We start from the raw sequence: 26,382 nt of genomic DNA, 5'->3' as shown, positions 1-26,382 counted from the left end.
TTATTGCGTATCCATGGCAATGACATTTCTCCAAACTGCAAGGAGCGCATTCTCCATCTGTTAACTGCAAAGGTATGCCATGAGAATTGAATCAATTCGCTTGCAAAACTTCAAGGTCTTTCAGGATGTTGATCTGCGGGATATCCCTCCATTTTGCGTCGTTGTCGGGGCCAATGGGACGGGCAAGTCCACGCTTTTCGAGGTGTTTGGCTTTTTGAAAGACTGCCTGACGTTCAATGTCGGTTCCGCCATTCAAAGCCGGGGCGGGTATCATGAGTTGGTGAGTCGGGGCCATGAGCAGGAAAACATCGTTATCGAGCTGCAATTTCGTATGGAAATCAGTAGAGTGCAGCGCCTGGTGACGTATTATCTTGAGATCACCAATGCGAACAAAAGACCGGAAGTTGCGCGTGAGATTTTGCGATACAAAAGAGGCAGCGCCGGGTCGCCGTATCATTTTCTGGATTTCAGCTTTGGCCGGGGCAAGGCCGTGGTCAATGAGGATGACTTCAACAAGATCGACGAAGAACTGACCAAAGAACCCCAGGAACTGGACAAGGCCGACATTCTAGCCATCAAGGGGCTGGGACAATTTCAGAAGTTCAAGGCAGCCAATGCCTTCCGGCAACTGATTGAAAACTGGCACGTCTCCGACTTCCACATCAACCTGGCTCGCGGCAGCAAGGATGCTGCAGGGTATGCCGAACACCTTTCCGTGACCGGGGACAATTTACAATTGGTGGCGAACCGCCTGTTTGAAGAACATCCGACGATCTTCGGCAAAATTATCGAGCAGATGAAGACCCGTGTGCCGGGAATCGCTTCGGTTGAGCCGGAACCGACCAAGGACGGAAGGTTGTTGCTCAAATTCCAGGACGGATCGTTCAAGGACCCGTTCATTGATAAGTACGTCTCCGACGGAACCATCAAGATGTTTGCCTATCTTGTGCTGCTCTACGACCCCTCTCCCCATCCCCTCCTGTGCGTCGAAGAGCCGGAAAACCAGCTTTACCCCCGCCTGCTCTGGGAACTTGCCGAGGAATTTCGCACCTATTCCCTGCGGGGCGGCCAGGTTTTCGTGTCCACGCATTCCCCTGATTTCTTGAATGCGACGCAAATCGAAGAAGTTTTTTGGTTGATCAAAAACACCGGTTTTTCCCAGGTACGTCGGGCCAAAGACGATGAGCAAATCATCGCCATGATGCAGGATGGCGCTCAAATGGGCTATCTCTGGAAACAGGGCTTCTTTCCGGGAGTGGACCCGCAATGATGACTCTGGTGTTTTTGTTGGAAGAGCCATCCGCCGAAGCCATGCTGAAAGGGTTGCTGCCAAATGTTCTGCCGTCGGGTTTGGCTGTTGAATACAAGATTTACGAAGGGAAATACGATCTGGATGCAAACTTGCCTCGTGTTCTCCGCACATGGAAACGTCCAGACTCCTTCTTTGTCGTGCTCAGGGATCAGGATGCCAGTGATTGCCGAAAGCTGAAAAAGAATTTGCTGGAACTTTGCGGAAGGACCGGCAGTCCCAACGTCTTGATCCGCATTGCTTGCCGCGAACTGGAAAGTTTCTATCTCGGGGATCTGAACGCGGTGGAGAAAGGCCTTGACATTCGAGGCCTTGGCGCGATGCAGCAAAAGCGGAAATTTCGCAATCCAGACCAAATAGTCAAGCCCTCTCTTGAATTGTTCAAGCTCACCAAGGGTAGGTATCAAAAGGTTTCCGGCTCAGTTGCGATAGGCAAGCATTTGCAGCCGCAACATAATCATTCCAAGAGCTTCAACGTACTCATTGCCGGGTTGAACCGCATTTCCGGCGATGCACGCGAAACTGCAGGGAAATCATGAAAGCCATTAAATCCTTCATTCAGCAGGACGTGCTCCTGCCCCGTGTGACCCGCTCCGAAGTTCTGGTGGTCTACGATCCGGAGGAGCGGTATCGGGAATTGTGCCTGGAACTGGCCGGCGAGAAATTGCTGGTGATCGATGCCGGTCTGGGCAGCATCCAGGCCAGGGAAACGGCGTTGCAGGCGCTGATGGACATGGACGAAGCCGGAGCGACGACCAAAGGCCTGCTTATCCATGTTCCGGCCAAGCCGCCAATGTCCGACGAAGATAAACAGCGGGATCCGTTCAGCGTGTACTCCGCCGCGGGTGAGATATTCCCGCAAAGCGACGGGGATTCCTTCCAAAGCTTGTGCATGCGGGCCAAGGCTGATCATGTGGCTGATATCCGGCGCATTTTTGCCAATGACCCCAACCCGGAGTTCGAGGTCATCGACGCCGTGGGCCTGGGCATGAACTGGCCCAATCTGCGAGCCATTCTAGAGGTGGAATCCGCCAGGGACATCCTGTTTGCCCTGCTTGCGCCGGACAAAAAGCAGATTGGCAGTCTGAAGAACCGGGACTCCTGGAACCCGGAGATTGCCGGTCTGCTTCAAAGCAGTCTGGGCATGGACCTCAAGACGCGCAGCAAAAGCTGGGAGACCATTGCCGAGGAGATGTGGCGCTTTCTGTTGTTCAGTGAATTCGTCTTCGACCTCCCGGCCCCCTTGCCGAGCAGTCTGGAAAACGTTCCTCACGCCGCTGATGAGGCCAGACCTCTGGTGCTGGATCTGTGCGAACGGCTGCGCAATGACCTGCGCACCCGGGAGACGTACATCCAACGCGCCAATGCCGTGGAACGGGACCTGAACCTGGCTGATACATGTGCTGATTTGACGGACCTGGGTGCTTTGGACACCTTTGCCTTTGAAGAAAAGACCATTTTTATCCAGTGCATGGAGGCCATGCAACGCGACAACCTGGACAGGGCCCGGTCCATTCTTAAAGTCCGATCTCACAGCATCTGGGCCGGTCAGGGCGAAAGCCGAAGCAAATGGTTTTTCCTGGAAAATGCCGTCAATCTCCTGGAAGCCTGCGCAGACGCCCAGGCCAGTCTCTCTGACCATGTCCGGACCCAGGAAGCCCTGCTGGATGCCTATACCTGCAGCTTGCGCGAGGTGGACCGCCACCATCGCCAAATGGAAGAGTCCGCCGCGGAACTTTTCGAGATGGTGGATCAGCTCAAGCCGGCCCTGCGACATGCCCAAAAAGCCTATGCCCGAGTGGCCGGCGCTCTGCAGGGGCATTTTCTGCGACATCTGGAACAGAACGGGTGGCCGCCGCGGAACGCCCTGGCCAATGCCGACGTGTTCGACCGCTTTGTCGCCCCCAGACTGCGGCAAAGCGGCCAGAAAACAGCCATGCTGCTGATCGACGCCCTGCGGTATGAATTGGGTGTAGCCCTGGAGATGCAGCTTGCCGGAGAAGGTCAGGTGAAACTGCATACATCCTGCGCGCAACTTCCGACCATCACCCTGGTGGGCATGGCCAGCTTGTTGCCCGAGGCGGGTCGCGATCTCCGGTTGATCCAAAAGGATCAGACCACCATGCTGCCTGCTCTGGGCGAGACGATCCTCTCCTCTGTGGCCCAGCGCATGGATATCCTCCGCAAACGGTACGGGCAGCGCTTCGCGGAAACCACCCTGAACGAATTCGGATCTGGTCGGTACACCGTGGAGCCCGGCGTGGAACTGCTGGTCCTGCGCAGTGCATCCATTGACAGCGCCCTGGAAAATTCCGTGTCCATGGGGTTGCGCATGCTCCAGGACGTGCTCAAAACCATCAGGGTTTGTGTCCACAAGCTGAAAACACTGGGTTTTCAGGAGGTGATCATTGCCACGGATCATGGCTTTTTCCTGAACACCAATGCCCAGGCCGGGGATGTCTGCGCCAAACCCCAGGGCAAATGGCTGAACATCCACGAGCGGTGCCTGCTCGGAGATGGCGCAAGCGACAGTGCCAACTTCGTTCTTCCGGCGGAGCACCTGGGCATCCGGGGGGATTTCACCCAGATTGCCGGGCCTAAAAGCATGGCCACCTACGCCAAATCCGTCACCTATTTTCATGGCGGGGCATCGTTGCAGGAGGCGGTGGTGCCATTGCTCACCATTCGCCTGAAGGACGACCAGGAAAAAACATGGACACGTCCGGAAGTCACCCTGACCTACAAACGCGGCGCCAAACGGATCACCACCCGCCTGCCCGTGATCGACGTGCACATTGGCCGCGGAGATCTCTTGTCCAGCGGGAAAACTACGGAATTCCTGTTGGAGGCCCACGACAAAAAAGGCAACGTGGTCGGCGAAGCCCGCCCGGGCGGCCACGTCCACCCCAGCACGCGCACGATCACCCTGAGCAGTAGTCAGGCCGTTTCCGTCGTCATGCGCATGGACATGGACTTCGAAGGCAAATTCACCATCAAAGCCCTGGATCCCACGACCTTGGCGGTTTTCGGCAAGCTGGAACTGGAGACGGATTATACGGTGTGATGGGGTAATCCTACCTACTGCTCCTACTCCATAAAGGGAGATACCATCATGCTCGAACAGCACAATTCACATCCACAATCATCAACTGACCTCTTAGCACGGAAAAAACTTTTGGACCATGAATTGTCACGCTGTCTCGATGTGCTGATCGCAAAAGGTAACCCGAAAAAGGTGATCCTGTTTGGAACCATGGCTAAGGGCGGGGTGAATGAATGGTCCGATATAGACCTGGTCGTGGTTGAAGAAACAAAACTTCCTTTTTATCAGCGCCTGCGAAAAATCAGAGGAATGCTTCGTCCTCAAGTAGGAATGGACATTGTTGTCTATACGCCTGAAGAGTTTGAAAAAATGAGTTCAGAGCGCGCCTTCGTCAAAGATGAGGTTATTCAAAATGGAAAAGTGCTTTACGAACGAAGCGCGTAGCCGCTGGCAGTATTTTGCACATCAAGATCTGCAGATGGCGGAACTTGCATTGAATGAAGGCATCTTCAATCAGGTCTGTTTTCACAGTCAGCAGTGTGTTGAAAGTGCCTCAAAGGTCTGCTTGCGGGGTTGAACCTAAAAGTTCCCCGTACCCACTCCATTGTCGATTTATTGAGGGCTTTGCCTTCTGACTGCAGCAACAAACTCATCGGCAATTTGCGGGAGACCCTCGAACTGATGGACATCTATTATATTCCCACTCGCTATCCGGAAGCCTTGCCGGGCAGTCTGGCGGAAGGGTTGCCGGAGCGTGAAGATGCAATCACGGCCATCACCACGGCACGTGAATGCTGGCAAAAACTGGGCTGAAAGAGGACAAAAGCCAATGGATGCGCTGGATACCAAGCTAAACGAAATCTTTTCCGGAAAAGTGGTGCGCAAGGATCTGTTGCACCACATCAAGAAAGGCACGAACGTGCCGACATTCGTGCTGGAATTTTTGTTGGCCCGATATTGTGCCAGCGACGAGCAGGAGGAGATTCAGGCTGGGATCGAGGCAGTCCTTGCCACGTTGCAAGACAACTACGTCCGGCCCGACGAGGCCAATGCGGCCCAGTCCAAGGTGGCGACCAAGGGCAAGCACCGTTTCATCGACAAGGTCCATGTTCGATACGTGGAAAAGGAAAAACGGCATTGGGCGAGCATGGAGAACTTCAACTCCCAGCGCATCGCCATCCCGGAACGTTTCTACAAGGACAACGATCGGCTGCTGGAAGGCGGCATCTGGAGCGAGGCCACCATTGCCTACAACGAGGTGGATGACGATGACTATGCGTTCTATATTGAAGACTTGCGACCCATCCAGCTCAGTCGCTTCGATTTTGAGCATTATTGCGAAGGACGCAAAGCCTTTACCACGGAAGAATGGCTCAGCGCCATCCTGCGCTCTGTGGGCCTTGAACCGAACCGGTTGTCCCACCGCCTCAAGCTGCACTATGTAGCCCGTCTGGCGTCCCTGGTAGAAGCCAATTTCTGCTTCATCGAACTCGGTCCTCGGGGTACGGGCAAGTCGTACTTTTTCAGCGAATTTTCCCCATATTCCACCCTTATCAGCGGTGGTCAGGCCACCAAGTCCACCCTTTTCTACAACAATGCCCGCAAGCGCATCGGCCTGGTAGGTTACTGGGATACCGTGGCCTTTGACGAGGTGGCCGGCATCAAGATCAAGGATCAGGACACGATCCAGATCATGAAAGACTTCATGGCCAACGGACGCTTTTCCCGGGGCGTTGAAGTCATTGCCGACGCCAGCCTGGCATTCGTGGGCAATATCGACCACTCCATCGAACAGGTGGTGAATTCCACGGACTACGACCTGTTCATGCCCCTGCCCAAAGAATTCGACCTGGCCGTAATGGACCGCTTCGCCCTGTATCTGCCGGGCTGGGAAATGCCCAAGAACGCATCAGATTATCTGACCCTTAATTACGGGTTCATCACCGACTATCTGGCCGAAGCATTTCACCACCAATTTGCCCGGACCAACCGCTATGAAAGCGTGTCCAAGCGCATCCGGTTGGGCACATCCGTGGAAGGTCGGGACGAGAAAGGAATCAAAAAAACGGTCTGCGCGTTTGTAAAGATTCTGCATCCGGACGGACAGCCCACGGACGCCGAGTTCGAATCCTACGTGGCTTACGCCGTGGAGGCCCGGCGCAGGATCAAGGAGCAGATGAACAAGCGTAAGCCGGATGATGAATTTGCCATGATCGACCTGTCCTACTTCAACGCGGATGGCCAAGAAATCGTCGTCCGCTGCCCGGAGTCCCAGGATGCCCCGGCCACTCAGCGCCCGGTACGCAAAACCCTGAGTGGATTAGGCAGGTCGGAAGGCGCTGTGGCGCATCGTCCCGCCCCGACAAAAAAAGGCTCTGAACAATCAAAGAGCCAGCCGCCACTGGATCTGCAGCCCACCCCTACCGAAATCCTCCCGCTCACTCCCACCCAGACTGATTCGAAACCTCGGGAACAGCATTTCACCATTCTCTATGGGGACACCGGCCACAGCTATGAATCCATCCTGGCTCCGTATTTGGCCGATGCAAAGGAGGTTGTCGTCGAAGACCCTTACATTCGGATGACCCACCAGGTTCAGAACTTCGTGCGTTTTTGCGAGGCAGTGCTCAAGAACTCGACTGTCAGAAAAATTCAACTCATCACTGGTTTTGACGATAATCAACAAGTGGCGGAAACCAAGGATAAACTCGACGACCTGCAACAAAGCCTGCTGGACATGGACGTCGCGCTGGAAGTGCGGTTCAGGGAAGGCATCCATGACCGGGAAATCCGTCTGGACAACGGCTGGGTCATCAAGATTGGCAGAGGCCTGGACTTTTACCAGAGACCAGGCACGTGGTTCGATATCGGCGCCAGTGACCTTTCATTGCGCAAATGCCTGGAGACGAAAGTGGATATTTACAGGAATGAGAAATGATTCAAAGCATGTCTAACGCTTGGAGACAAGTTTATGCCTCAATCAGTTCATGCAAGTCCTGTCAGTTTGGCCGTTAACCATGAATTACAAGAAAAAACTGCTCGCGATTCCAAGAATGCGATTCTTGCCAAACAACTTGCAAAACAGAAAAGAATTGAGAGTCCTCAGGTCGTAATTCCGCAAAACTTTACGGGCAACGTTACGCGCGACGAAACAGATCGGAGAGAATATAAACTACGTGAGTTGGCTGCTTTCCATGAAATAAGCGAGCATCCCTTTCAAGCCATGGTGGAAGTTATCACCGAAACTGAGGACGAAAGGGACAATGTCCATGTAAAAAAGCAACTCTGGTATGCCAATGAAAAATTGAACTGCAATATAGTACTGGGAACTGACGGCAACAGCATCAATATTCTCTCCTGGACTCACCCCGGCCTTCAAGCGGCCATTTCTCGGCCGTTAAATTCAGAACATGATCTAGACGATGACGGATTGACACTTTTAAGTGTGAAACCTTTGGTCAGGGCGCGTTATGACCAGGTGATCCCAGAGGTTATCGGCATCTATGAACCTCTTGGCCGAACCAGGATGGAAGAACGCCCTGAACCAAAGACTGGGCTTAAAGCAGTCAAACTGAACATGACCCCAGATCAAATAAGTGCGTTCATCAGTAAAATGGATGGGCTGTTGTTCGTCACTGGCGCACCGGGAAGCGGAAAAACGACAGTCGCATTCCAGCGAGCTCGTTTTCTGATCAACGAATATTTGGATCCACAGCGACAAAAGAAACCAAACAGAATACCTTATACTCCCGAACATACACGGATATTCCTGGGAAACCAGAACCTCGTCGAATACTCCCGGTCTTTGCTTACGGAAGGACTTGATCTTCCAGCACAACTTGTCGAGTTGGTGCCAAAGTTCATCAATGCATATCTAGGAGATATTTGGCAGTACAAGCATGATGCCCGAGCTCGACCGAGAAGGCTGCCACCCCTCGAGACACGAGCCAGGATGGCTTTTTTCGGACTCGGCACGCCTGCTGATCTGAAGGGCATTTGGAATGTTTATGAATTGCAGATCATAGAACGCTTGAAGCAGGCGATGGATGCGGCGTGGGTTGTAAAATTGCAAAAAGATTCAACCAAAAAAACATCCAGCGAGACTTTGGCTACGGCGCTCTCCATTTGTGCGAATATTTCCCCTGGCAATAACCCCATTGGGTCAAGGCTGAGACTGGATGACATATATCAGCGTGTGAGCGGTCAATATGAGGAGCATAGAAATACACTTAAAGGCACTGCTCGAGAGAACTTTGACAATCTTTTCAAGCAATGGATCTATCATGTGTATGACCCGTTTGATGCTTTGAAAATCTATTGGTCAGATCATTTCTTAACTGGCAAGGAGAGGATGAAAGCAGGCACTGCCTCTCGCATTGAAACCAATGAGATTTTGCAGAGCTTGCAACAAGACTGGGAGAAACGGTACTACGGACCAGAAGAAGAGCCTTGGCTGGCCTGGCTTCTGCGTTTTGCCATGCCTGAAAGAATGCATCATGAACGGAAATTCAAAGAAATACCAAGTGCCTTTGGCATTATGGGAACTGAAGATAATCGTTGGACGCATGTCGTTATTGATGAGGCCCAAGACTTATGTGTTGCTGAAGCATCAATCATCGGCTCATTGGTTCATCCCATGGGCGCGCTTACAGTTTCAGCAGATTTCAAACAAATAGTCTCCCCTGTTTGGGGGATGACTGACATGAATGGTTTTTCCATTGGCAATAAATTTTTTAACTCGAAAAACCGTCGACAGTACCCATTTGCCAGAAACATGCGGCAAAGCCAGCAAATAGGATTATTTTTAGAATCGTTCTATCAAGCGGCCTTCGGAGAAAGGGCAAGATTTGAGGCTGGTAATAGAATACAGGACATAAAACCACAGTTATTAATTTGTCCGCAACATGAATTCTCATTAAGAATCAAACAAGTGTTCAATTTGGTCAACAGGTCTCCTGTTCTTTCAAGCATTGCACTTCTTCAGATAAATGAGGATCAAGAAAGCATGGAGCGGCTGCGGGATTCGCTAAAAAATATTAATGTTCCTTTAGCTAACATTTGGGAGTCCAAAGTCGATAAAAACCATCTTGTGACAACGAGCGTTGAGCGGATCAAGGGATTGGAATTTGACGCATGTATTGTTCTCGGATTGGATGACGTCGAACGTGCTTCATTAAACTTCACCACGAACAGAGCATATGTAGCATTATCAAGACCGACAAGACGGTTGGCAATTATCTGTGAACACTTTCCCAGACTTCTTCAGAATGTAAATACAACTTTATTTGAGACAATACGTTCAAACTAATCGAACTCCAGGAGAATTCAATGAATGAATTAAGTAGGGAGCCTCTTTTCCCCGAATTTAAAAAATATGCCGATGAAAAGAAGCTTATTGAGTCTTCCAAAGGAAGCAGCCAAATAAAAATATATCGAATTCTCGGCCACGGAAAAACAAGAGCTAAAGGACTCGACCTTCCTCCCGCACCCATTGAAAGAATGCAGGAGATATCTACTTTTGATTCCCAAGATGAAAACGCCTTGCCTGACAGCGTTGCCAATGAAATTGCCGATATAAAAAATAAACTGAAGGAAGAGCTTGCTCATTTTCGCAGTCAAGAGGGAATACGCAGGTTTTCGGTCCAGGCATTGAAATCGCTTGATGTTCCAACCGGCCAAAAAAATAATCATTTCTTTGCGGGCCGCTTTGTTTTAATTCCATCAAATGGAGGGATGGACTGGGCTTGGTCTCTGACGAAACATTATCCAATTGTTTCCAAAATCCCTCCAGATCTAGGATATCTGAAGGAGGCTCATGCAAGAGCAGAGAGGTTTATCGAGGAAATTATTTTACCAGTAGAAGTCTTTAACAATCGAATAGACCTCAGTTGGGCCATGGCGAGACACTTTTCGGAAAGTTCAGAACAAGTTTTAATCAGGGATGTCGCAAGAATGTTCAAGGTAGCTGGCCAGGATGACAAATTTTGGAATAATCCAAAAAAATCTTTTTTTACTGACCGACCTGATGCAACATTCATCGCAAATCTCATGCACAGCATCTCCAGAAATACTTTGAGTAAAAAATATAATTTCATTCCTGCGACCCTTCATCAGTCAAAACAGGCATTTTATTTTCCTGAAGATAATGAAGGTACACTAACAAGGCCAATGATATACATGATTAAAAAGTAGAAGGAGATCCAATATGGATATTTCAAAAAAAGACGCAAAGTATTTAAAAAATCAACTTTTAAACGCACCCGTCGCACCAGGTATCTCATCCTATTTAATCAATGCTGGTACTGAAAAAGTACTTGATATTCTGGAAGATCAGTATTTTAAAGAGGACTTGGCAGAAGGACTTTCATGCTTCAAATATATTGAAGGTGATTATGGACTAGGAAAAACACAGTTTATCTTGAGTTTGTGCAACAGAGCACAAAACAATGACATCGTAACTTCGGTTGTTACCATAGGAAACGAGTGTCCATTTAGTTCTCAATTAGCGATTTTTCAACAAATAATGTCCTCTTTTCTTGCACCACGGAAACTTGGGGAGAACCAGCCCCTAAAAGGAATCGAGGTGTTGCTGCAAAGATGGGTTCAACAAAAACTTCGTGAAGTTGGTCTCGAAAAAAACCAAGAAGTGCCAAGCCCGATAATATCGCAGATCAAACGCACATTCATCTCTCCTGCAATAGGTGTTAGAGATCCTCAAATGTTCATAGGCCTCCAAGCCTTGGGCAAAAGACTTTTAGATTTGGAATGCGGAGCAAATAAAACCATTCTGGATGACGAACTTATAAGTTGGGTACGTGGAACCAAAATTTCTTCAAGAGGTCTGAAAGAGCTCGGCCTTACCGAACCAGCAAAAGAAGAGAATGCCTTTGCGAGGCTGAAGACAGTGATTCATTTTTTACGGACAGAAATGGCTTACAGAGGATTTTTAATTGCTTTTGATGAAGGGACAAGGACAGCTTCCTTTCGTAGAGGAAGCGTCAAGCAGAAGCAAGCCATTGAAAACATGTTGAGCATGATAAATGATACAGCTGAAGGTGAATTTGCAGGCATCATGTTTCTTTATGCAGCAACGCCGGATTTTAGAAGTGAAGTCATATCAAGTTACCGCGCCTTGAAAGACAGGATAGGTTCCACGCCATTCAGTATTGGAATGCCCATCACTCCGCTTATAAATCTGGATGTTTTATATACCAGTGATGTCACCACAAAAATCGGTGCAAATCTTATGGAGCTTTTTGAAAAGTCAGACAATTTTGAATTTGATAAAAATTTACAGCATGAAAACATGATTCAGATCATAAATGCTCAAAAAGAGGTAATGCATTACATTGAAAAGGTACCACCAAGAGCATTTGTTTCCTGTTATTGCAAATTTTTAGTTAATCAAATCCAAAATCAGCGGTCAATTGCCTACCCAGAAGCGGTAAAGTTTGTTCAAAATATTGATGCGTCACATAACGAGGAGAACGCATGAAGATTGTCAAAGGGATTAATGTTGAACATCCTGAGTTTGGACATGGCAAGGTGATAAATGTGCTCGGAGAAATCATTACCGTAAATTTTTTCGGAGAAAAAATTGATGTAGAACATAAAGATTTAAATATTCTTATTTCGCTATCGTCACCTATCACAATATCATCGCAGGGTAATAACGGAAAAAACACTTTTCGAAAAGCATTTGAGGCAGTGAACCTTGGAGTTGTTCCGCCAGATGAAAATGAACTCATTAACTTTTCAATCGATGGGAGCAATCAAACATCGTTGATTGAATCATGGCTAGAAAACATATCAAAAAATGGCCTATGCAAAGTAATTTTTGGAGATTACGGCACTGGCAAATCTCACTTTTTGCACGTTATAAAATCTGTTGCTCTCCGTTCAGGTTGGGTTACCGCCTTTACGGAATTTGACCCTAAAGCGGCTGATCCAGCTAAACCAGTTTTGGTATATAGATCTTTGATGTCCAATCTATGCTTTCCCAAAAAAGATGACGGAACAAAAAGCGAAGGTTTTTTAGGATTGATCAAAGAAATTCGTTCTAATTGGGATATTGTTCAACACTTGCCACAAATTAAAGCCTCCCCTTGGTTCAAAAACGCACTACCGACAATTTTGCACTATCCACATAATGAAGATCCTGATTATCTCCGATTAGCTTATTGGCTTGCTGGTCAAAAAGTAAACATTGGCGACGTCCGAAAAATGGTCAAGAATTCAGGAAAAAAGCCTCATTTATTGCCATTGATGCCACTCATTAAGGAAACCAGTGACATATACTGTCATCACTTAATTGTTATCAATGAGATCTGCAAAGCACTGGGGTATAAAGGTCTCGCTCTCATTCTTGATGAAGCTGAACATGTTCGTGGTTTCACCCCTATGAGGCGAACTCGTGCAAACAACTTCTTTGATATATTAAGCAGAAGTGCGCACATGCCGAACACACAACTGCCTGAACCTGTACCGAATGACTTCGGGCATGAGTTTCCAGAATATTGGGATCAAGGCCCTCATTTTGCACTTTTTGTAGGTCTCACACCAGGCGACGCACTGACAGTTCCTGATAATTCTTTACGCGATCAATGCATTTTCTTACACAATGAAGAAGATAAGCACATATTATCACCTCCATCTGCAACAGATTATTATCAATGGATAAATAATTTTTTAATCCGTTATCATCAATTTTACAGTTTAAATGCCCACCTTCTTGAAGATATTACAATTGTAAAAAGCATCGCTGCCTTGTTGCGTGATCGTTTTGATTCAGCACCGATAGATAAAAAAATATTGAGAATTTGGATTAAAATTGCGGCTCTCGTTCCGGCTATGATTATGGCAAGAGCCGTTTGTTCTCCCCATGATCTTTTGGAAAAAATAGGTAATGTCAGCAATGAGGTCATCGGAAATGTCCTGCCCTGGGAACAAAACTGAACTGGTCAGACTCACTCGCATGATGCCGGATTCTTGGCCTGTTTTTTTTAACCAACGCATTCCAAGAACGATCCAGGCAGAATCAATGCCACAAATAGTCCAGGGCAAATCTGTCTTATTAACTGGCCCAACTGCATCAGGAAAAACCGAAGCTGCCGTCGCCCCTTTGTATCAACGACATATATCTTTCGGGCGAACTGAACTTGGTGTCATATATATTGCTCCAACGAAGGCCCTGGTTAACGATCTTTATCATCGATTACAGGAATATTTTTGCCAACAGACAATTGGTCTTGTTGCTCGATATACCGGAGATCGTCATGATTTTGGCAAACCGGATGGTGTCTTCATCTTGTTGTGTACCCCGGAAGCTCTTGACTCGCTAAGCTTGATGAGACCAGAAAAAATTGCTTGCGTACGCGCTTTTGTCATTGATGAAATTCATTTGCTACATGGAACAGCGCGAGGTCAACAATTAAGACATGTCATAAAAAGGATACAAGGTTTTTCCATTAAACCTTCAGATCCAAGAGATGTGATGCAGATTATTGGCATGAGCGCCACCGTGGATGATATTAGCAATATGGGAAAAAAATGGATCAATGATGATTTCACATTTATTTCCGTAGGAGATCCAAGAAATATCAATGCAACATTTCTTAACTCTAACAACACGACAAGCAAGCCACTTTTATTGAAAGAATGGATAGACACAACGGATATCAATAAACTTCTTATTTTTGGCAATACAAGAAACTCCACGCATCAATTTTCTGCTTCAATTCATAAACTTCTGTTTGATAAGTATCCTGTATATATGCATATCGGCATTCTTTCAGCACTTGAGCGAGAACGTGTTGAAGAATCTATGAGGACAAACAAGTTTGGCATTTGTGTTGCTACCTCCACCCTGGAAATTGGGATTGATATTGGAGATATCGATGCTGTGGGACTTATAAATCCACCATCGAATATTGGTTCGTTCTTACAGCGAATTGGCCGCGGGAACAGACGTACGGGTTCTTGTCGTGTGATATGTTTGTGCGAAGATGAACAAGAAGAATTTGTTTACAGAGCACTGTTACATTGTGCATCAAAAGGAATACTTGACGATGTGCATGAATATGTGAGGCCTTCTGTCTGTTTTCAGCAGGTTTTGAGCCATTGCTGGCATGGAATTCGACACGGACATCCTGTCACCAGGAAATCAATCGCAAAGCGTACTGGCGGCGACGACCTTGAGTCCATTATCGAAGACATGCTTGAAACTGGAGCATTGCGTGACATCGGCGGCGCATTGATACCTAATGATGATCTTATAGACATCGGTGATAAAAGACAAATCCATTCAACTATTGTTGGCACAAAAGGCCGGATGGTCACTGACGCGACATCTGGCGATACTGTCGCCAATTTTGAAGGTTATGGTTATACCAAAGGAAGTGTATTTGTCGCTGGAAATATCAAAAAACTTGTTGAGTCGCCAAATGGTGATATTTTTGTAGAGAAACCTTCATCCGGAGTAAAAGATTATTCCTTAGCTCGGCTACCATCATCACGTGGAAAACAGGGATTTTCGAGAAGGTTAGTGTGGGCTGTCGCAGAACTTCATAATGAAACACCCAATATATGGAAAATCAAAAAAACCAAGCTATATACCTGGGGTGGTACCGGATATAACAATCTGCTCAAGTTTTATTTAAGATTAATGCTGCCAGGGTTAACCTTAAACTCAGATGATTACGGACTTTCAGAATGGCCGATTGATGTAATCATTCAACCCAAAGAAATAAAAAAATTCACTGAAGAAATATCACGATCAGGATCAATCTCACTTGATATCGCAGCTCAGTTTCGTCAACCAACGAATTTTTTCACCAAACTCGGAAAAGATCTCCAGAGAGCCGAAACGTTGAACTCAGTTCCGATGCATGGTTTTTTAACTTGGCTTGATGAATGCGAGAACTGCATTGTTGCAGACAATATAAATTGAGATCCAAGCGCTTGTTTTCTTGCCTTTGAAATTTCATCATTTTCAAGAACCCATTTTTTTAAATTCAGGATGTGCTTAAACCTTTTGGAGTCGGCATTTGATTCTTTTCTCTCAATTCACAAACGACCTCGATTACTCTGATGATCCTGATGGAGGAAACCATTGCGCCAACGGGTTGAGGGTTACAGTTGGGAACACTTCAGACAAGGAGCAAATTTATGTTACGGACAATCCCCGGAGACATTATCGGTCAGCTCCGTGAGGCGCTGGCCGGTATCAAGAACTCAGACACCTACAAGGATATCGTCGAGCCCAAGGAGCGTGTACTGGCAAGATTCCAGCCCACGTTTTCCAAAGAGAACGTTTCGACGATCACTCCTGAAGAGTATCAAAGTTTTCTCCTGTTCGACAACAACCGCCACTGGAGCGGCCTTCACCGCCAGGGAACCCGCATGTGCGCTGACATGGGCAAGCTTCGCGAGGCGCTTGCGTGGCTTGTGGATGAATCATCGCCCGTCGAAGAACGACTGAACAGGGCAACGAGTATGGTTTCCGGCATGGGAAAAAACGTGGCCACCGCAATACTCCTCGTCGTTTTTCCGGAACGCTATGGCGTATGGAACAACAGATCAGAAGCACACTTGAAACACTTGGGCATCTGGCCTGGCTTTGAGCGCGGGGAATCCTTCGGAAGCAGGTATATCAAGGTAAATCAAGTTTTGCTGCAGCTTCGCGACGCGCTTCAAACCGATCTTTGGACCCTGGATGCCTTGTGGTGGCATATGGATCAGCAAGCGGAAGGAGCGTTGCCCCCTGAAGTGGCTAACGATCTGCCTGTCTCTTCAGGAATATGCTCTGCACCGAGTTTTGGATTGGAGCGACACCTTCACGAGTTCTTACGCGACAACTGGGAACATATCGAACTGGGCCGGGATTGGATGATATACCAGGAACCTGGAGACGATGAAGCCGGATATGAGTACCCCTGTGATGTCGGCCGAATCGACATCCTCGCCAAACATCGCAACCAAGCCCGTTTCTTGGTTATCGAACTCAAGCGCAACCAAACCAGTGATCAGACCGTTGGCCAGCTCATGCGCTACATGGGATGGGTCAAAAAACATCTCGCGATAAATGGCGAGGAGGTGTGCGGGATGATAATCTGCAGAGAGGCAGATAAAGCGTTGAAATATGCATTGACCATAACAAATAACATTCAGTTGCGGCTTTACCAGGTGGAATTTCATCTCATGACGCCAGATAATAAAAACAACACTATGTAATTGTCACGATTTTTGATCGAAACAAAAGTTTCAATGAAAAACTCTAACAAGGTGCTCATATCCTGGGTTGCTGTGAACAATGATCCGTTTGAACAAAATATTTCGACGGGTGATTTTCGGCTTGTGGAAGGAAAGTCTGTTCCAGGTCCAACCATGACCGTTTTGTTTGATGAAGAGTCTCCTTATCTCAATCAGATCCATGATATTGTCCTCTTGCACATGCAGTCTGATGAACATGCGAATTCCCGAGGACAGCGCGCCATCACCGAGACAGTTGACGCAATTCGGGAGAAAAATCCAAAAATACGTATTCAAATTGAACAATGCAGAGGAGACGACGCGAGGCAGTTCGCAAGGGCAAAACGGGTTCGTTGGCCAAACAGAAGAAAGCTGCTCTCCATGTAAAGGTCTCGGCGAGGCAACGACTGGAGGCATTCGAAAGGCTTAGGGATGATTTTATTCAAGCGATCCCAAAGGCAGACTCTTTACTGAAATGCCCCGCTTGCGGCACAACCGCGGCCCCTGTGAACGATTTCAAGCCACGCGCAAATGATTGCTTCCATTGTGATTGCCAGGAATGCAAGACAATATGGGCTACCCGCATGTGCAGAAACGGACATCGATATGCCGTAATGCTCCCAGGCAAACATATCGATGCCGATGACAGTAAGTGGCTGGGAAGATCGCACCTATGGAAGTGATATTCTCACGCTTCCGGGACGCACGGCCAATGAATCCTGGGGTTTTGTCTGTCCGGAATGCGGTGAAACGTCTTGAGTTACGCTCCATGATATCATCGAGAGAAATAAGTACAACGATTTTTTACTGAAAAAATATGTTACGATTTATTTTTTTTCTATCATTTCTTGCCGCCCTTTTCTTCTGGAAATATCCAGAATACATTCCGAATCACCAGAGGACATTCCATAAACCTCCTGGACTCTTTTCCGAAAAGATGAATGCGTCTGATATTATAAAGCTCACCAATGAGTACAGAATATCCTTGGGGCTCACCCCACTTCGAGAAAATTTTCAGTTGACGCATGCTGCTGAATACAGAGCAAACGATATGATCAACAACAGGTATTACGCTCACGTCAACCCCACTACTGGGGAAGGACCTGGAGAGGCGATCAAGCAGGCTAATTACCAATTCATTACATATGCTGAAAATATTGCCATGGGAAACTGGCAATCCAATCGACACATTGTTGACGGCTGGATAAACAGCCCTGGTCATAGAGCGAACATCGTTAACCCAAATATCAAAGAAATCGGGGTCGCCATCATCAAAGATAAGGCAGCCTCACTTGGCCGCCCTTCCGTGTACTATGGCGTCCAGCTATTTGCCAGTCCAATGCCTGATTGCTCCCGCCCGAGTGAAGCCGACAAAGCCCTACTCCAAGAAATGCAAAGAAAAAATGATGATATTTGGAGAAGAGTCAATAATCAAAAAAGTGAAATTGAACGACTGCAAGCTCAAATAAATCGCGAACAGAACAACAACACAAGAAACAGAATGATTAATGATTACAATAGGCAAGTTAATACATACAATAACCTTGTATCACAAGCAAACGGCATGCAAGAAAGCCTAAAACTCGTTATTCATTCCTACAATAAAAAAATCAATGAATACAACTTATGCATGCAAACTGACAATTTTGTTTCAAGATAAATGTCTATAATATAATAACTTAGTGCTTGAACAGCCTATTGCAAAACCCGATATCCCCTCCCCACCATACACCGCCGAATAATCTCCATCTGGCTTTTCGCTCCCTCCGCCGCCCCCGTCATTCCACCTGACGTCCCGCCAACAGCAGCTCTCATTCCGGCGAATTTCCCTGCACGTCCAAAATATGACCTAACAACAAGTCCGAGCAAAGCGCTGGCTCCGGCACCGATAGCGCCGCCGACTATGGTTGATGTCGCCGGCAGACGCATTCACCCTCCACGACTCCATTCGCCAGCTCAATCCCCGCTTCCCTACCAAGGAACTCCTCCTGCCCCTGGACGACCCGCGGCGGGAGGAATTAGTTTTTATCCGGAAACGGCCCTTCCTTTTGGCTGCGTCAGTCTTCACAATTATTCGTCAACGTATTGATATACGCCTCCTCATAATTGCTTACTTCCTTGCCAAAACAAAAAACTGCTCGTTTTCGAATTGAAAACCGGTAGTTTCAACATCCGGAAACAAAAGAGTTTCCTGATGGAAACGAATTAGCTCGCTTGACGCAAGTTCTTGAAGCGGACGGGCTTTTCAAGGACACCCGGCGCACCGGTTATCTTCGGCAATGGGAGGCGTTGCTGGCGGCAGAAAGGATGGAGCATTACGGGGCATGTGGCCGGGAAGTAGTGACACCCTGGAACGCCACGAATTGAAAAGACGAGTTGACGAAGAGTGTCAGACATTCTAATTCTTGAATCAACATGTCGTGGCAGTGCATTCTCGTTGTCATTGCCCATTCGAACAATCAAATCTCTCCTTGGGTGCGCCATGAACTATTCACCAGAAATCGGAAAAACCTTAGAAAACACCTTCCAAGCCCTCCCACCGGAAGAAAGGGCCGCTGTAATCAGTCACGGGGTAGCCGTCCGGTTTTCCGAGCTCAACAAACGGCTTTTTCTCGCAGAAAGCAAGGTTCATTTTTTTCAAGACAAGTACAAGACGACACTGTCTGAAATCGAGGGCAAAGGTCTGCCTGACGATGCTGATTATGAGATGCACGAAGATTATGTGATGTGGAGCCATTGGACTGACGTCATTGGCAAGGTCAAAAAACAGGTCTGTGCATTACAAAAAATCGCTGAACTTGGAGTCTACAGGTAGATGCAGGCTTCCATCCGGCTGCTCGAAATTGAGGAAAAGTTCGAGCAGATTGTTCAGCGCATTGTCCCTATTGAATTAGATGACGAAACCTTGAGATTGATTCTGTACTTCAAGGACGGTAGTAATCTTCGCGTCGCTGAACAATGGAATGGTGATCGCCTGCTACGGTATAGCTACTATTGGCTGACAGCGGAGAACAAGCTCAATATCGGTTGGGACAATGCCCCGCATCACAAGCAATTTGAAACGTATCCACATCATCGACATGTTGAGAAGCAAAATATCTTACAGCCTTCTAACGAAAAATGCCTGGAAGATGTGATGCAAGTTATTGGCAGTTCAATTTTGAATACTTGAAACCTGTCGTCATAATGAGTGATCGTAATTCAGCAAAGCTGGAGGCAAGGAACATTCAGCCTCACATCTTGTTATCCCATGTCAATCGCGGACAAAACCGGAAGGGGTGGATTGTTCAGCCTGCGTACCTACTGCAACACCCGATACCCCCTCCCCGCCATACACCGCCGAATAATCTCCATCTGACTTTTCGCTCCTTCCGCGGCCCCGGTCATGCCACCTGACGTCCCGCCAACAGCCGCCCCCATTCCGGCGAACTCCCCTGCACGTCCAAAATATGATCCGACAACAAGTCCAAGCAGAGCACCGGCTCCGGCACCGATAGCGCCGCCGACTACTGTAGATGTCGCCGGTGAAACCTGTCTCGCATAGTTCTGGCAATCCCGCAGGTCCGCTTCATACTGAGCCGAGTTGACTCCCTGCATGTCCACGATGGGGCGGTAGGTTGCGCAGCCGGTCAGCATCAAGAAAGAGATCATAATAATCGTGGCATTTCGCATAACATCCTCCAGGGTTATGAAGATCTGTTTGTGGTATTGCCTCATCCGATTACGGCTTCCAGACGTACAGTTGAAAATGCCACGGTCTTTATTGACGGCATATGAAAACCATAGACCCATGCTGTTCCAGAAAATGGAACAACGGCAATATTTTTTTGTCCAATGGTTGCAGGATGATGAATAGTATTCCAAAAACGGAATTGTATGGCGAAATCTTTGTTGGACTTTTCTTGAGGAAAGATACATCAAACAGTTATTTGATCATTCCGGACATCTATAAACCCTTGCCTGGAGGCGTTGATGCAAATTGTCCTTGGCCATGGCTTTGACACAGGCTCGTATCCTGACGCGCTGGAAGACAGTGAGGCAGTGGTCGAAAAAGTTGTCGTCGGTCCGACGGGGTTGCTTTCGATCCTGGAAATCAGGCTCGGGCTGAAAGGTCCTTCGGTTCACCCCGCAGTGCGCATCGGCCAGTATCTGGCTCGACTCCGGGTGGCGGACAACGGGCAGCGGTTCTACTCCAGATCCTTTGAAACGGATGCCTGGGCCACGGCCAATGAACTGCTGGGTTGGCGGGATGCTCTCGTCTTTGGCGGGTGGAACGGGAGGCCCATTCACGGAATGTCCGGTCGCCTCGCGGATCTGGCGGATGTTGAAAGCCTGGGCCAGCCGGAGCTTGCTCCTGGACTTGGCGAACGATTGAAGAGCATTGAGGCGGCCCTTTTCGGAGCCACGGCAGTACAGCTCGGCATCAGCAGTCTGACACTGGCCGAACCGGAGCAAGAATGGCCCGAGCCATGGCTAAACCTTTTTCAGTCCCTCAGCCTGGCCGGGGTAGCCCGTACCGTACTGGAGCCAAATTTTCCGGATGCTCCCGGCGATCTGGGGTCTTTGCAGCGGGCCTTTCATGCCAATTCCGGCACGGGAGGAACAGTTGCCGGCGACGGCAGTCTGCTGCTCATTGCGGGACAAACCGAGGCGGAAGCCGCCGAGGCACTGGCGGAGTGGCTGGCGGCGGACAGTGAGGCCAACAAGGACGTGCTGATTATCAAGGGCATGGGGAGCAGGCTGCTGGATGAGGCCTTGCATGCCAGGGGGCTGCCCCGCCTGGGCAGCGACTCGGGGTCCCGGTGGCGGGCCGCGTTGCAGGTGCTGCTCCTGGCACTCAAGAACGCCTGGCTGCCGGTAAATCCGCAACTGCTTCTGGAAATCCTGACATCGCCCAGTTCGCCTGTTCCAAGGTGGGCCGGGCGGCATTTCATCCAAGCTCTGCAAAGTCACCCCGGAATCGGCGGCGAACTGTGGATCAAGGCCAGGGAAACGGCCTTGGAAGAGATGCAAGCTCGCCTGGAGCAGGAAAAATTGGCCCCGGCCAAGGCCGCGAAGAAAATGCGGGAGTTTCAGGCCAATCTGGATTTTTGGCTTGGCGGGCGGCGTCATGATCCGCAAACCGGCATGCCTGCCAAGGAAGCGCGAAGGATCTGCGCCGAAGTGGCCCGTTTGGCGGCCTCCAGGGGCGGACACTCGGGAGATCCGCTGCTGGTCGCGGCCATGAGCCAGGCCATGAATCTGGATGAGGCCATCAAGGCCTCCAACCTGGAACAGATCACCCGGCCCCAACTGAAGCGCATGGTTGACGAAGTGCTTCAATTCTCAGGGACGACTCCCGGCATGGAAGCCGAGGCAGCCTCGTGGCGCAGCGTGAAGTATCCGGGCCAGGTCTGGTCGCCGGCAAAGACCATCGTCTGGTGGCGGTTCCTGGATCAGGCGCAGTCCCGCGCCCCGCATATCTGGACCCGGGCCGAGCAGAAGGCCTTGGCGGACGCCGGGGTGCTTCTCGAGGATATGAACCAGCAACGGTTCCGGCAAGCCAGATCCTGGAGACGCCCGGTGATTTTGGCCGAACAGCAACTGATCCTGGTCATGCACCGGACTGAGGCCGCGGACAAGACGGCCATGCACCCTCTGTGGGATGAGATCAAGCAGGCTGTCGCTCCTGAAGAGGCGGACGAACGAATCATTACCGTGGAGGCCGGGCTCTTGCGCACTCGTGAAAGCTTGAACTTCCTTGAGCCGGGCTCCAGATTGATCCGCAGGAGAAAGCTTGCTCCTCTGCCGCTGCCGCAGCCCAGACCCGACTGGGACATCCCCGCGAACACGATCAGCTTTCGGGCACGCGAATCCGCATCCAGTCTGGAGATGCTGCTGGGCTGCCCTTTGGCGTGGGTGCTGAACTATCCCGCCAAAATCAGAATGGGGGCGCTGCTTTCCCTGCCCAAGGAGGCGCAGTTGACAGGCATCCTGGCCCATGCGGTGGTTGAACGCCTCTTCAAGTCCACAGGCCGGTGCGACCCGGCATTGTCGCTCAAACAAGCCGAACTGATTTATGAACAGCTTTTGCCGGAAATTGCCGCCGGGCTCCTCCAGGACGGGCAGGCCGTGGAGCGCCAGCGCAACTGCGAACAAATCTCCCATGCGGCAGCTGCCCTGGCCAGCCTGCTTGATCAGTGCTGCCTGACGGTGGAAGGTTCGGAAGTTTTCGTTACCAAGGCCAGCAGTGAGCTGAACACGGAGTTCGGCGGTTTTCTGGATCTGGTCCTGAAGAACGACAATGGGGAGAAGGTCATTCTTGACCTGAAGTGGAGCAAGACCAGCAAGTATAAACGCGAGGAACTCCAATCCGGTCTGGCGCTGCAACTTGCCGCCTATGCCTGGCTGCTCGGAGAGACCGGCAAGCCGCTTCCCGCGGGATACTACATGCTGTCCCAGGCGGAATTGCTGACTTCGGACACCACCTGCTTTCCGGGTCAGACAGCGGTTGAAGGACCACCCTTGTCCGATGTCTGGACATCCCTTGTTTCGCAGATCCGTGCCGCCATGACCACACTGGAAAATGGTCAGGCCCTGGCTCCTGGAGCCGAGCCTGACGCCGATCCGAAGCTCAAGTCCTGCACATTTTGCCGCTACACAAGCCTGTGCGGCGCACGCCGGGAGGTGGAAGCATGAACAGCGCCATCGAGATCGTCAGCGCCAGCGCGGGGTCTGGAAAGACATACCATCTGACCCATGAACTGCAAAAAGCCATTGAAAACGATGTCCGGCCCGAGGCGGTTCTGGCCACCACATTCACCAAGAAGGCCGCTTCCGAACTCACTCAGCGGGTCCGCCGGCTGCTGCTTGGCAGCAACTGGGAAGCGGCTCAAGGCGTTCTGGACGGCTATGTGGGCACGGTCAATTCCGTTTGCGGCAGGCTACTGCGGGATTTCGCCTTTGAAGCAGGATTGAGTCCGGATCAGGAACTGATCCCGGAGGACGACGAAATGTCCGTATTCAAGGCCGCTGCTGACCCTGTCCTGGAACGGCATGCCGTCATTCTGACGCCCCTGGCCGAAAGGCTGAGCCTGGAGGATTGGACCAAGGTCGTGCGCAGCGTGATCACCCAGGCCAGGGCCAATGTACTGTCTGAGACCGATCTGGCGAGTTGCGCGGACAGGTCCTGGCAGGGGCTCAAGAACGTCTTGCCCGAGCCGCTTGGCGACAATCAGGAGACACAACTCGATGATGAGTTGCATCGCTGCGTGGCTACGTGCGTGACGCAACTCGAGAGCGGATGCGATGCCACGAAAACGACCAAAGGCGTATTGGACTTCCTGAAGGCAGTCCAAGCCAGGATCAATGCCAAAGGCCGGCTGACCTGGTGGGACTGGGCCAAACTCTCCAAGCTCAAGCCGGCCAAGGCCGGCGAAAGCACTGTCGCGCCCGTCATTCAGGCCGCCTCCATGCACGAATGCCACCCCAGGCTGCACCGGGATCTGGAACAATACATCAGGGCAATCTTCGCCTGTGCCGGCGAGGCCATGCAGGCCTTTGCCGATTACAAGCGCAGCGAAGGGCTGATCGACTATGTGGATCAGGAATCCCTGACTTATCAACTTCTGGATGATCAGGAAGTGCGCAAGCGACTGGCTGAATTCCTGGACATCGTTTTCGTGGATGAATTCCAGGACACCAGCCCCATCGAGCTTGCCGTGTTCCTGAAGCTGGCGCAGTGCGTGGACCGGTCCGTTTGGGTCGGGGACCAGAAACAGGCCGTCTACGGTTTTCGAGGCACGGACCCCCTGCTCATGGACGCTGCCGTGAAAAAGCTCCTGGATGCCGGACGTCCGCTCATACTCGAGGAAAACTGGCGCTCCCGTCCGGCTCTTGTGGAGTTCACGAATCATGTTTTTTTCCCGGCCTTCGAAGCCAAGGGTTTTTCAGCGGACCGGGTCCGCCTGAACCCGGTGCGTGCGGCGAATCCTGAACAGGCGCCGGCCCTGGAAGTCTGGAATCTGGACAGCAAGAAGCTGGATCATGACTATGCTTGTATCGCATCAGGCGTGGCGGCGCTATTGGCCGAGCCGGAGCAATACATTGTCGAGGACCCGTCGACCAAGACCTTGCGACCCTTGCGCGGTGGGGACATTGCCGTGCTCTGCCGCAAGAACGACGTCTGTCTGGAAGTGGCGAACGCACTGGAGCGGCTGGGTGTCCGCGCTGCCACCAAGCGCTGGGGGCTTCTGGATACGCCGGAAGCAATTTATGCCATGGCAGCACTGCGTTATCTGGTAGACCCCAGAGACACCCTGGCCGTTGCCGAGTTGCTGCACTTCAGCGGTGAGCAGGACTGGCTGAACCGCTGGCTGACAGAGGAGAACTTCTGGAAAGAGTGTTCCCCGGTCTCGGACCTGAATGATCTGCGGCAAATGCTCCCGAAGTTGACTCCCTGGGAAACGCTGGACTTGGCCATTTCGGCATCCAGGGCGGAAACCATTGCTTGCCGTTGGGGAAGGGTCGAGGTCCGGCTGGCCAATCTGGACGCTCTGCGTGGACTGGCCAAGGGGTATGAAGACATCTGCATGGCCAGGCGCACCCCGGCCACTGCCGCGGGCCTGGTGACCTACCTCGTTCTTGAGGTGAAAAAGAGTCCTCTGGATCTTCAAGGCCAAGGCGTGGACGAACATGCGGTGAACGTGATCACCTATCACAAATCCAAAGGATTGGAGTGGCCATTTGTGGTTTTGGCTGAACTGAACTGGTCGCGGGAAGTCAATCCGTTCAATGTCAGCGTGACGCCCAACGAGCAAGGCTTTGACCCGCTCGCTCCCCTGGATGGGCGTTGGATCAGGTACTGGCCCTGGCCCTACGGCAAGCAAAGCAAGAATGTCGGCCTGGATCAGCGGGTGGAAGGATGCGCGGAATCGATCCAGGCTCAGAACGAATTCTGGGCCGAGGAGGCCAGACTGATGTACGTGGGCATGACCAGGGCCAGGGACTATCTGGCATTGGCGATCCGGGACGGCAAGAGCAATACGGCCTGGCTGGATATCCTCAAGGACAGTGAGGGCAATCTCATCCTGGATTGCTCTGACGAACAGAAGAGGTCCATTCGTTGCCCCAACCAGGAGTTTCCGGCTACCTTCAAGAGTATTGCGCCTCTGACCGGACCTGCGCAAGACCGGCAGGACGCATGCTTTGGAGCCGAGCCGTTTCCCAAGCCCCTTCCCCAGCATCCCCCGGCCAGGTTCAGCCCAAGCGCCGCTGCTCCGGCGGACGAGGATCAGGCTCTGGTTCATGCACCGGAACGATTCGGCCTCCGCATCCCGGTTGCAGGCGAACCGGACGTCAACGCCATGGGCGAGGCAATTCATGGTTTTCTGGCTCAGGACAATCCCGCCCAAGACGCGGAAACCCGCAGAGCCAAGGCCAGTGAGATTTGCAAACGCTGGAACGTGGTCGGGATAGCGCCGGAAGATATTGTCGCTGCCAGCGAAAGGCTCATTGCCCACCTGACAAGCAGATTCGGACAGGGCGAAGCGCTCAGGGAGCACCCCATGCATCTGAAAGTGCAATCGGGTTCCGGCAACCAGACTGCCTCCGGGTGGATCGACTTGGTCTGGCAAACCCCGGACGGGTACGTGATCGTGGACCACAAGACCTACCTGGGCAAGCTGGACACGGTGCGGCAACACTGCGCCGCCTTCGTGCCGCAACTGAACCTCTACGCGGATTGTCTGGAAAAGGCCCTTGGCAAAAAGCCACTGGCTTTGCTGGTGCATCTGCCCATGAT

At 50.5% G+C, this 26,382-nt stretch carries 19 protein-coding genes and 1 pseudogene; 19 read left to right on the top strand and 1 reads right to left on the bottom strand.

Translation table 11 applies throughout. The annotated features are described in order from the left end of the window. The first annotated feature begins 79 nt into the window (after nucleotides 1-79). The 17 genes and pseudogenes from ACYQ15_RS21830 (at nucleotide 80) to ACYQ15_RS21750 (ending at nucleotide 19,773) form a co-directional block, all read left to right on the top strand. Complete coding sequence (locus tag ACYQ15_RS21830; protein ID WP_459935506.1) at nucleotides 80-1,270, top strand: AAA family ATPase; 1,191 nt, start codon at nucleotides 80-82, stop codon at nucleotides 1,268-1,270. Further along, nucleotides 1,267-1,848 (top strand): DUF4276 family protein, encoded by a 582-nt coding sequence (locus ACYQ15_RS21825; protein ID WP_459935507.1) that lies wholly within the window; start codon nucleotides 1,267-1,269, stop codon nucleotides 1,846-1,848. Before ACYQ15_RS21830 ends, ACYQ15_RS21825 begins: the two co-directional genes overlap by 4 nt. Beyond that, complete coding sequence (locus tag ACYQ15_RS21820; RefSeq protein ID WP_459935508.1) at nucleotides 1,845-4,373, top strand: PglZ domain-containing protein; 2,529 nt, start codon at nucleotides 1,845-1,847, stop codon at nucleotides 4,371-4,373. Before ACYQ15_RS21825 ends, ACYQ15_RS21820 begins: the two co-directional genes overlap by 4 nt. A gap of 48 nt (nucleotides 4,374-4,421) precedes the next feature. Continuing rightward, complete coding sequence (locus ACYQ15_RS21815; RefSeq protein ID WP_459935509.1) at nucleotides 4,422-4,796, top strand: nucleotidyltransferase domain-containing protein; 375 nt, start codon at nucleotides 4,422-4,424, stop codon at nucleotides 4,794-4,796. Then, nucleotides 4,750-5,165: pseudogene (locus ACYQ15_RS21810) on the top strand (HEPN domain-containing protein). The gene ACYQ15_RS21815 and the pseudogene ACYQ15_RS21810 overlap by 47 nt, the downstream one beginning before the upstream one ends. A 16-nt stretch (nucleotides 5,166-5,181) precedes the next feature. Continuing rightward, a complete protein-coding gene (brxL, locus tag ACYQ15_RS21805) occupies nucleotides 5,182-7,290 on the top strand; it encodes a BREX system Lon protease-like protein BrxL (RefSeq protein WP_459935510.1) in 2,109 nt (702 codons plus the stop codon). A 33-nt stretch (nucleotides 7,291-7,323) separates the two neighbouring features. Then, nucleotides 7,324-9,660 (top strand): helicase domain-containing protein, encoded by a 2,337-nt coding sequence (locus ACYQ15_RS21800; RefSeq protein WP_459935511.1) that lies wholly within the window; start codon nucleotides 7,324-7,326, stop codon nucleotides 9,658-9,660. Nucleotides 9,661-9,680: 20 nt separating this feature from the next. Next, nucleotides 9,681-10,544, top strand: coding sequence for a hypothetical protein (locus ACYQ15_RS21795; protein WP_459935512.1), 864 nt, complete (start codon nucleotides 9,681-9,683; stop codon nucleotides 10,542-10,544). Between the two features lie 13 nt (nucleotides 10,545-10,557). Next, nucleotides 10,558-11,847: a BREX system ATP-binding domain-containing protein gene (locus tag ACYQ15_RS21790; RefSeq protein ID WP_459935513.1), complete on the top strand. Its 1,290-nt coding sequence runs from the start codon at nucleotides 10,558-10,560 to the stop codon at nucleotides 11,845-11,847. Then, entirely contained in the window at nucleotides 11,844-13,307 is a 1,464-nt protein-coding gene (locus ACYQ15_RS21785; RefSeq protein ID WP_459935514.1) for a BREX system ATP-binding domain-containing protein, read from the top strand. The genes ACYQ15_RS21790 and ACYQ15_RS21785 overlap by 4 nt, the downstream gene beginning before the upstream one ends. Further along, entirely contained in the window at nucleotides 13,282-15,300 is a 2,019-nt protein-coding gene (locus tag ACYQ15_RS21780; protein WP_459935515.1) for a DEAD/DEAH box helicase, read from the top strand. The genes ACYQ15_RS21785 and ACYQ15_RS21780 overlap by 26 nt, the downstream gene beginning before the upstream one ends. A 188-nt stretch (nucleotides 15,301-15,488) precedes the next feature. Then, the gene (locus tag ACYQ15_RS21775; protein ID WP_459935516.1) at nucleotides 15,489-16,583 is read left to right on the top strand and encodes an endonuclease NucS domain-containing protein; all 1,095 of its coding nucleotides are present in this window, start codon (nucleotides 15,489-15,491) and stop codon (nucleotides 16,581-16,583) included. Between the two features lie 33 nt (nucleotides 16,584-16,616). Beyond that, complete coding sequence (locus ACYQ15_RS21770; RefSeq protein ID WP_459935517.1) at nucleotides 16,617-16,988, top strand: hypothetical protein; 372 nt, start codon at nucleotides 16,617-16,619, stop codon at nucleotides 16,986-16,988. A 430-nt stretch (nucleotides 16,989-17,418) separates the two neighbouring features. After that, on the top strand, nucleotides 17,419-18,261 hold the full coding sequence (locus tag ACYQ15_RS21765) for a CAP domain-containing protein (RefSeq protein WP_459935518.1): 843 nt from the start codon (nucleotides 17,419-17,421) through the stop codon (nucleotides 18,259-18,261). Nucleotides 18,262-18,815: 554 nt separating this feature from the next. Then, nucleotides 18,816-18,968: a hypothetical protein gene (locus ACYQ15_RS21760; protein WP_459935519.1), complete on the top strand. Its 153-nt coding sequence runs from the start codon at nucleotides 18,816-18,818 to the stop codon at nucleotides 18,966-18,968. 115 nt (nucleotides 18,969-19,083) lie between these two features. Then, nucleotides 19,084-19,416, top strand: coding sequence for a hypothetical protein (locus tag ACYQ15_RS21755; RefSeq protein ID WP_459935520.1), 333 nt, complete (start codon nucleotides 19,084-19,086; stop codon nucleotides 19,414-19,416). Then, nucleotides 19,417-19,773: a toxin-antitoxin system TumE family protein gene (locus ACYQ15_RS21750; protein ID WP_459935521.1), complete on the top strand. Its 357-nt coding sequence runs from the start codon at nucleotides 19,417-19,419 to the stop codon at nucleotides 19,771-19,773. A gap of 128 nt (nucleotides 19,774-19,901) precedes the next feature. Here the strand turns inward: ACYQ15_RS21750 and ACYQ15_RS21745 are convergent, their stop codons facing one another. Next, a complete protein-coding gene (locus ACYQ15_RS21745) occupies nucleotides 19,902-20,273 on the bottom strand; it encodes a hypothetical protein (protein WP_459939667.1) in 372 nt (123 codons plus the stop codon). A 300-nt stretch (nucleotides 20,274-20,573) separates the two neighbouring features. Between ACYQ15_RS21745 and ACYQ15_RS21740 the strand changes: the two genes are divergently transcribed. Both ACYQ15_RS21740 and ACYQ15_RS21735 read left to right on the top strand, forming a co-directional pair. Further along, nucleotides 20,574-23,279: a PD-(D/E)XK nuclease family protein gene (locus tag ACYQ15_RS21740; RefSeq protein ID WP_459935576.1), complete on the top strand. Its 2,706-nt coding sequence runs from the start codon at nucleotides 20,574-20,576 to the stop codon at nucleotides 23,277-23,279. Next, a partial coding sequence (locus ACYQ15_RS21735; protein WP_459939666.1) for a UvrD-helicase domain-containing protein occupies nucleotides 23,276-26,382 on the top strand: 3,107 nt, incomplete at its 3' end. The genes ACYQ15_RS21740 and ACYQ15_RS21735, both read left to right, overlap by 4 nt.

The organism is Desulfonatronum parangueonense, from assembly GCF_054656975.1.
The sequence above is the reverse complement of the archived record's forward strand: the minus strand, read 5'-3'. Positions and strand labels throughout refer to the sequence as shown.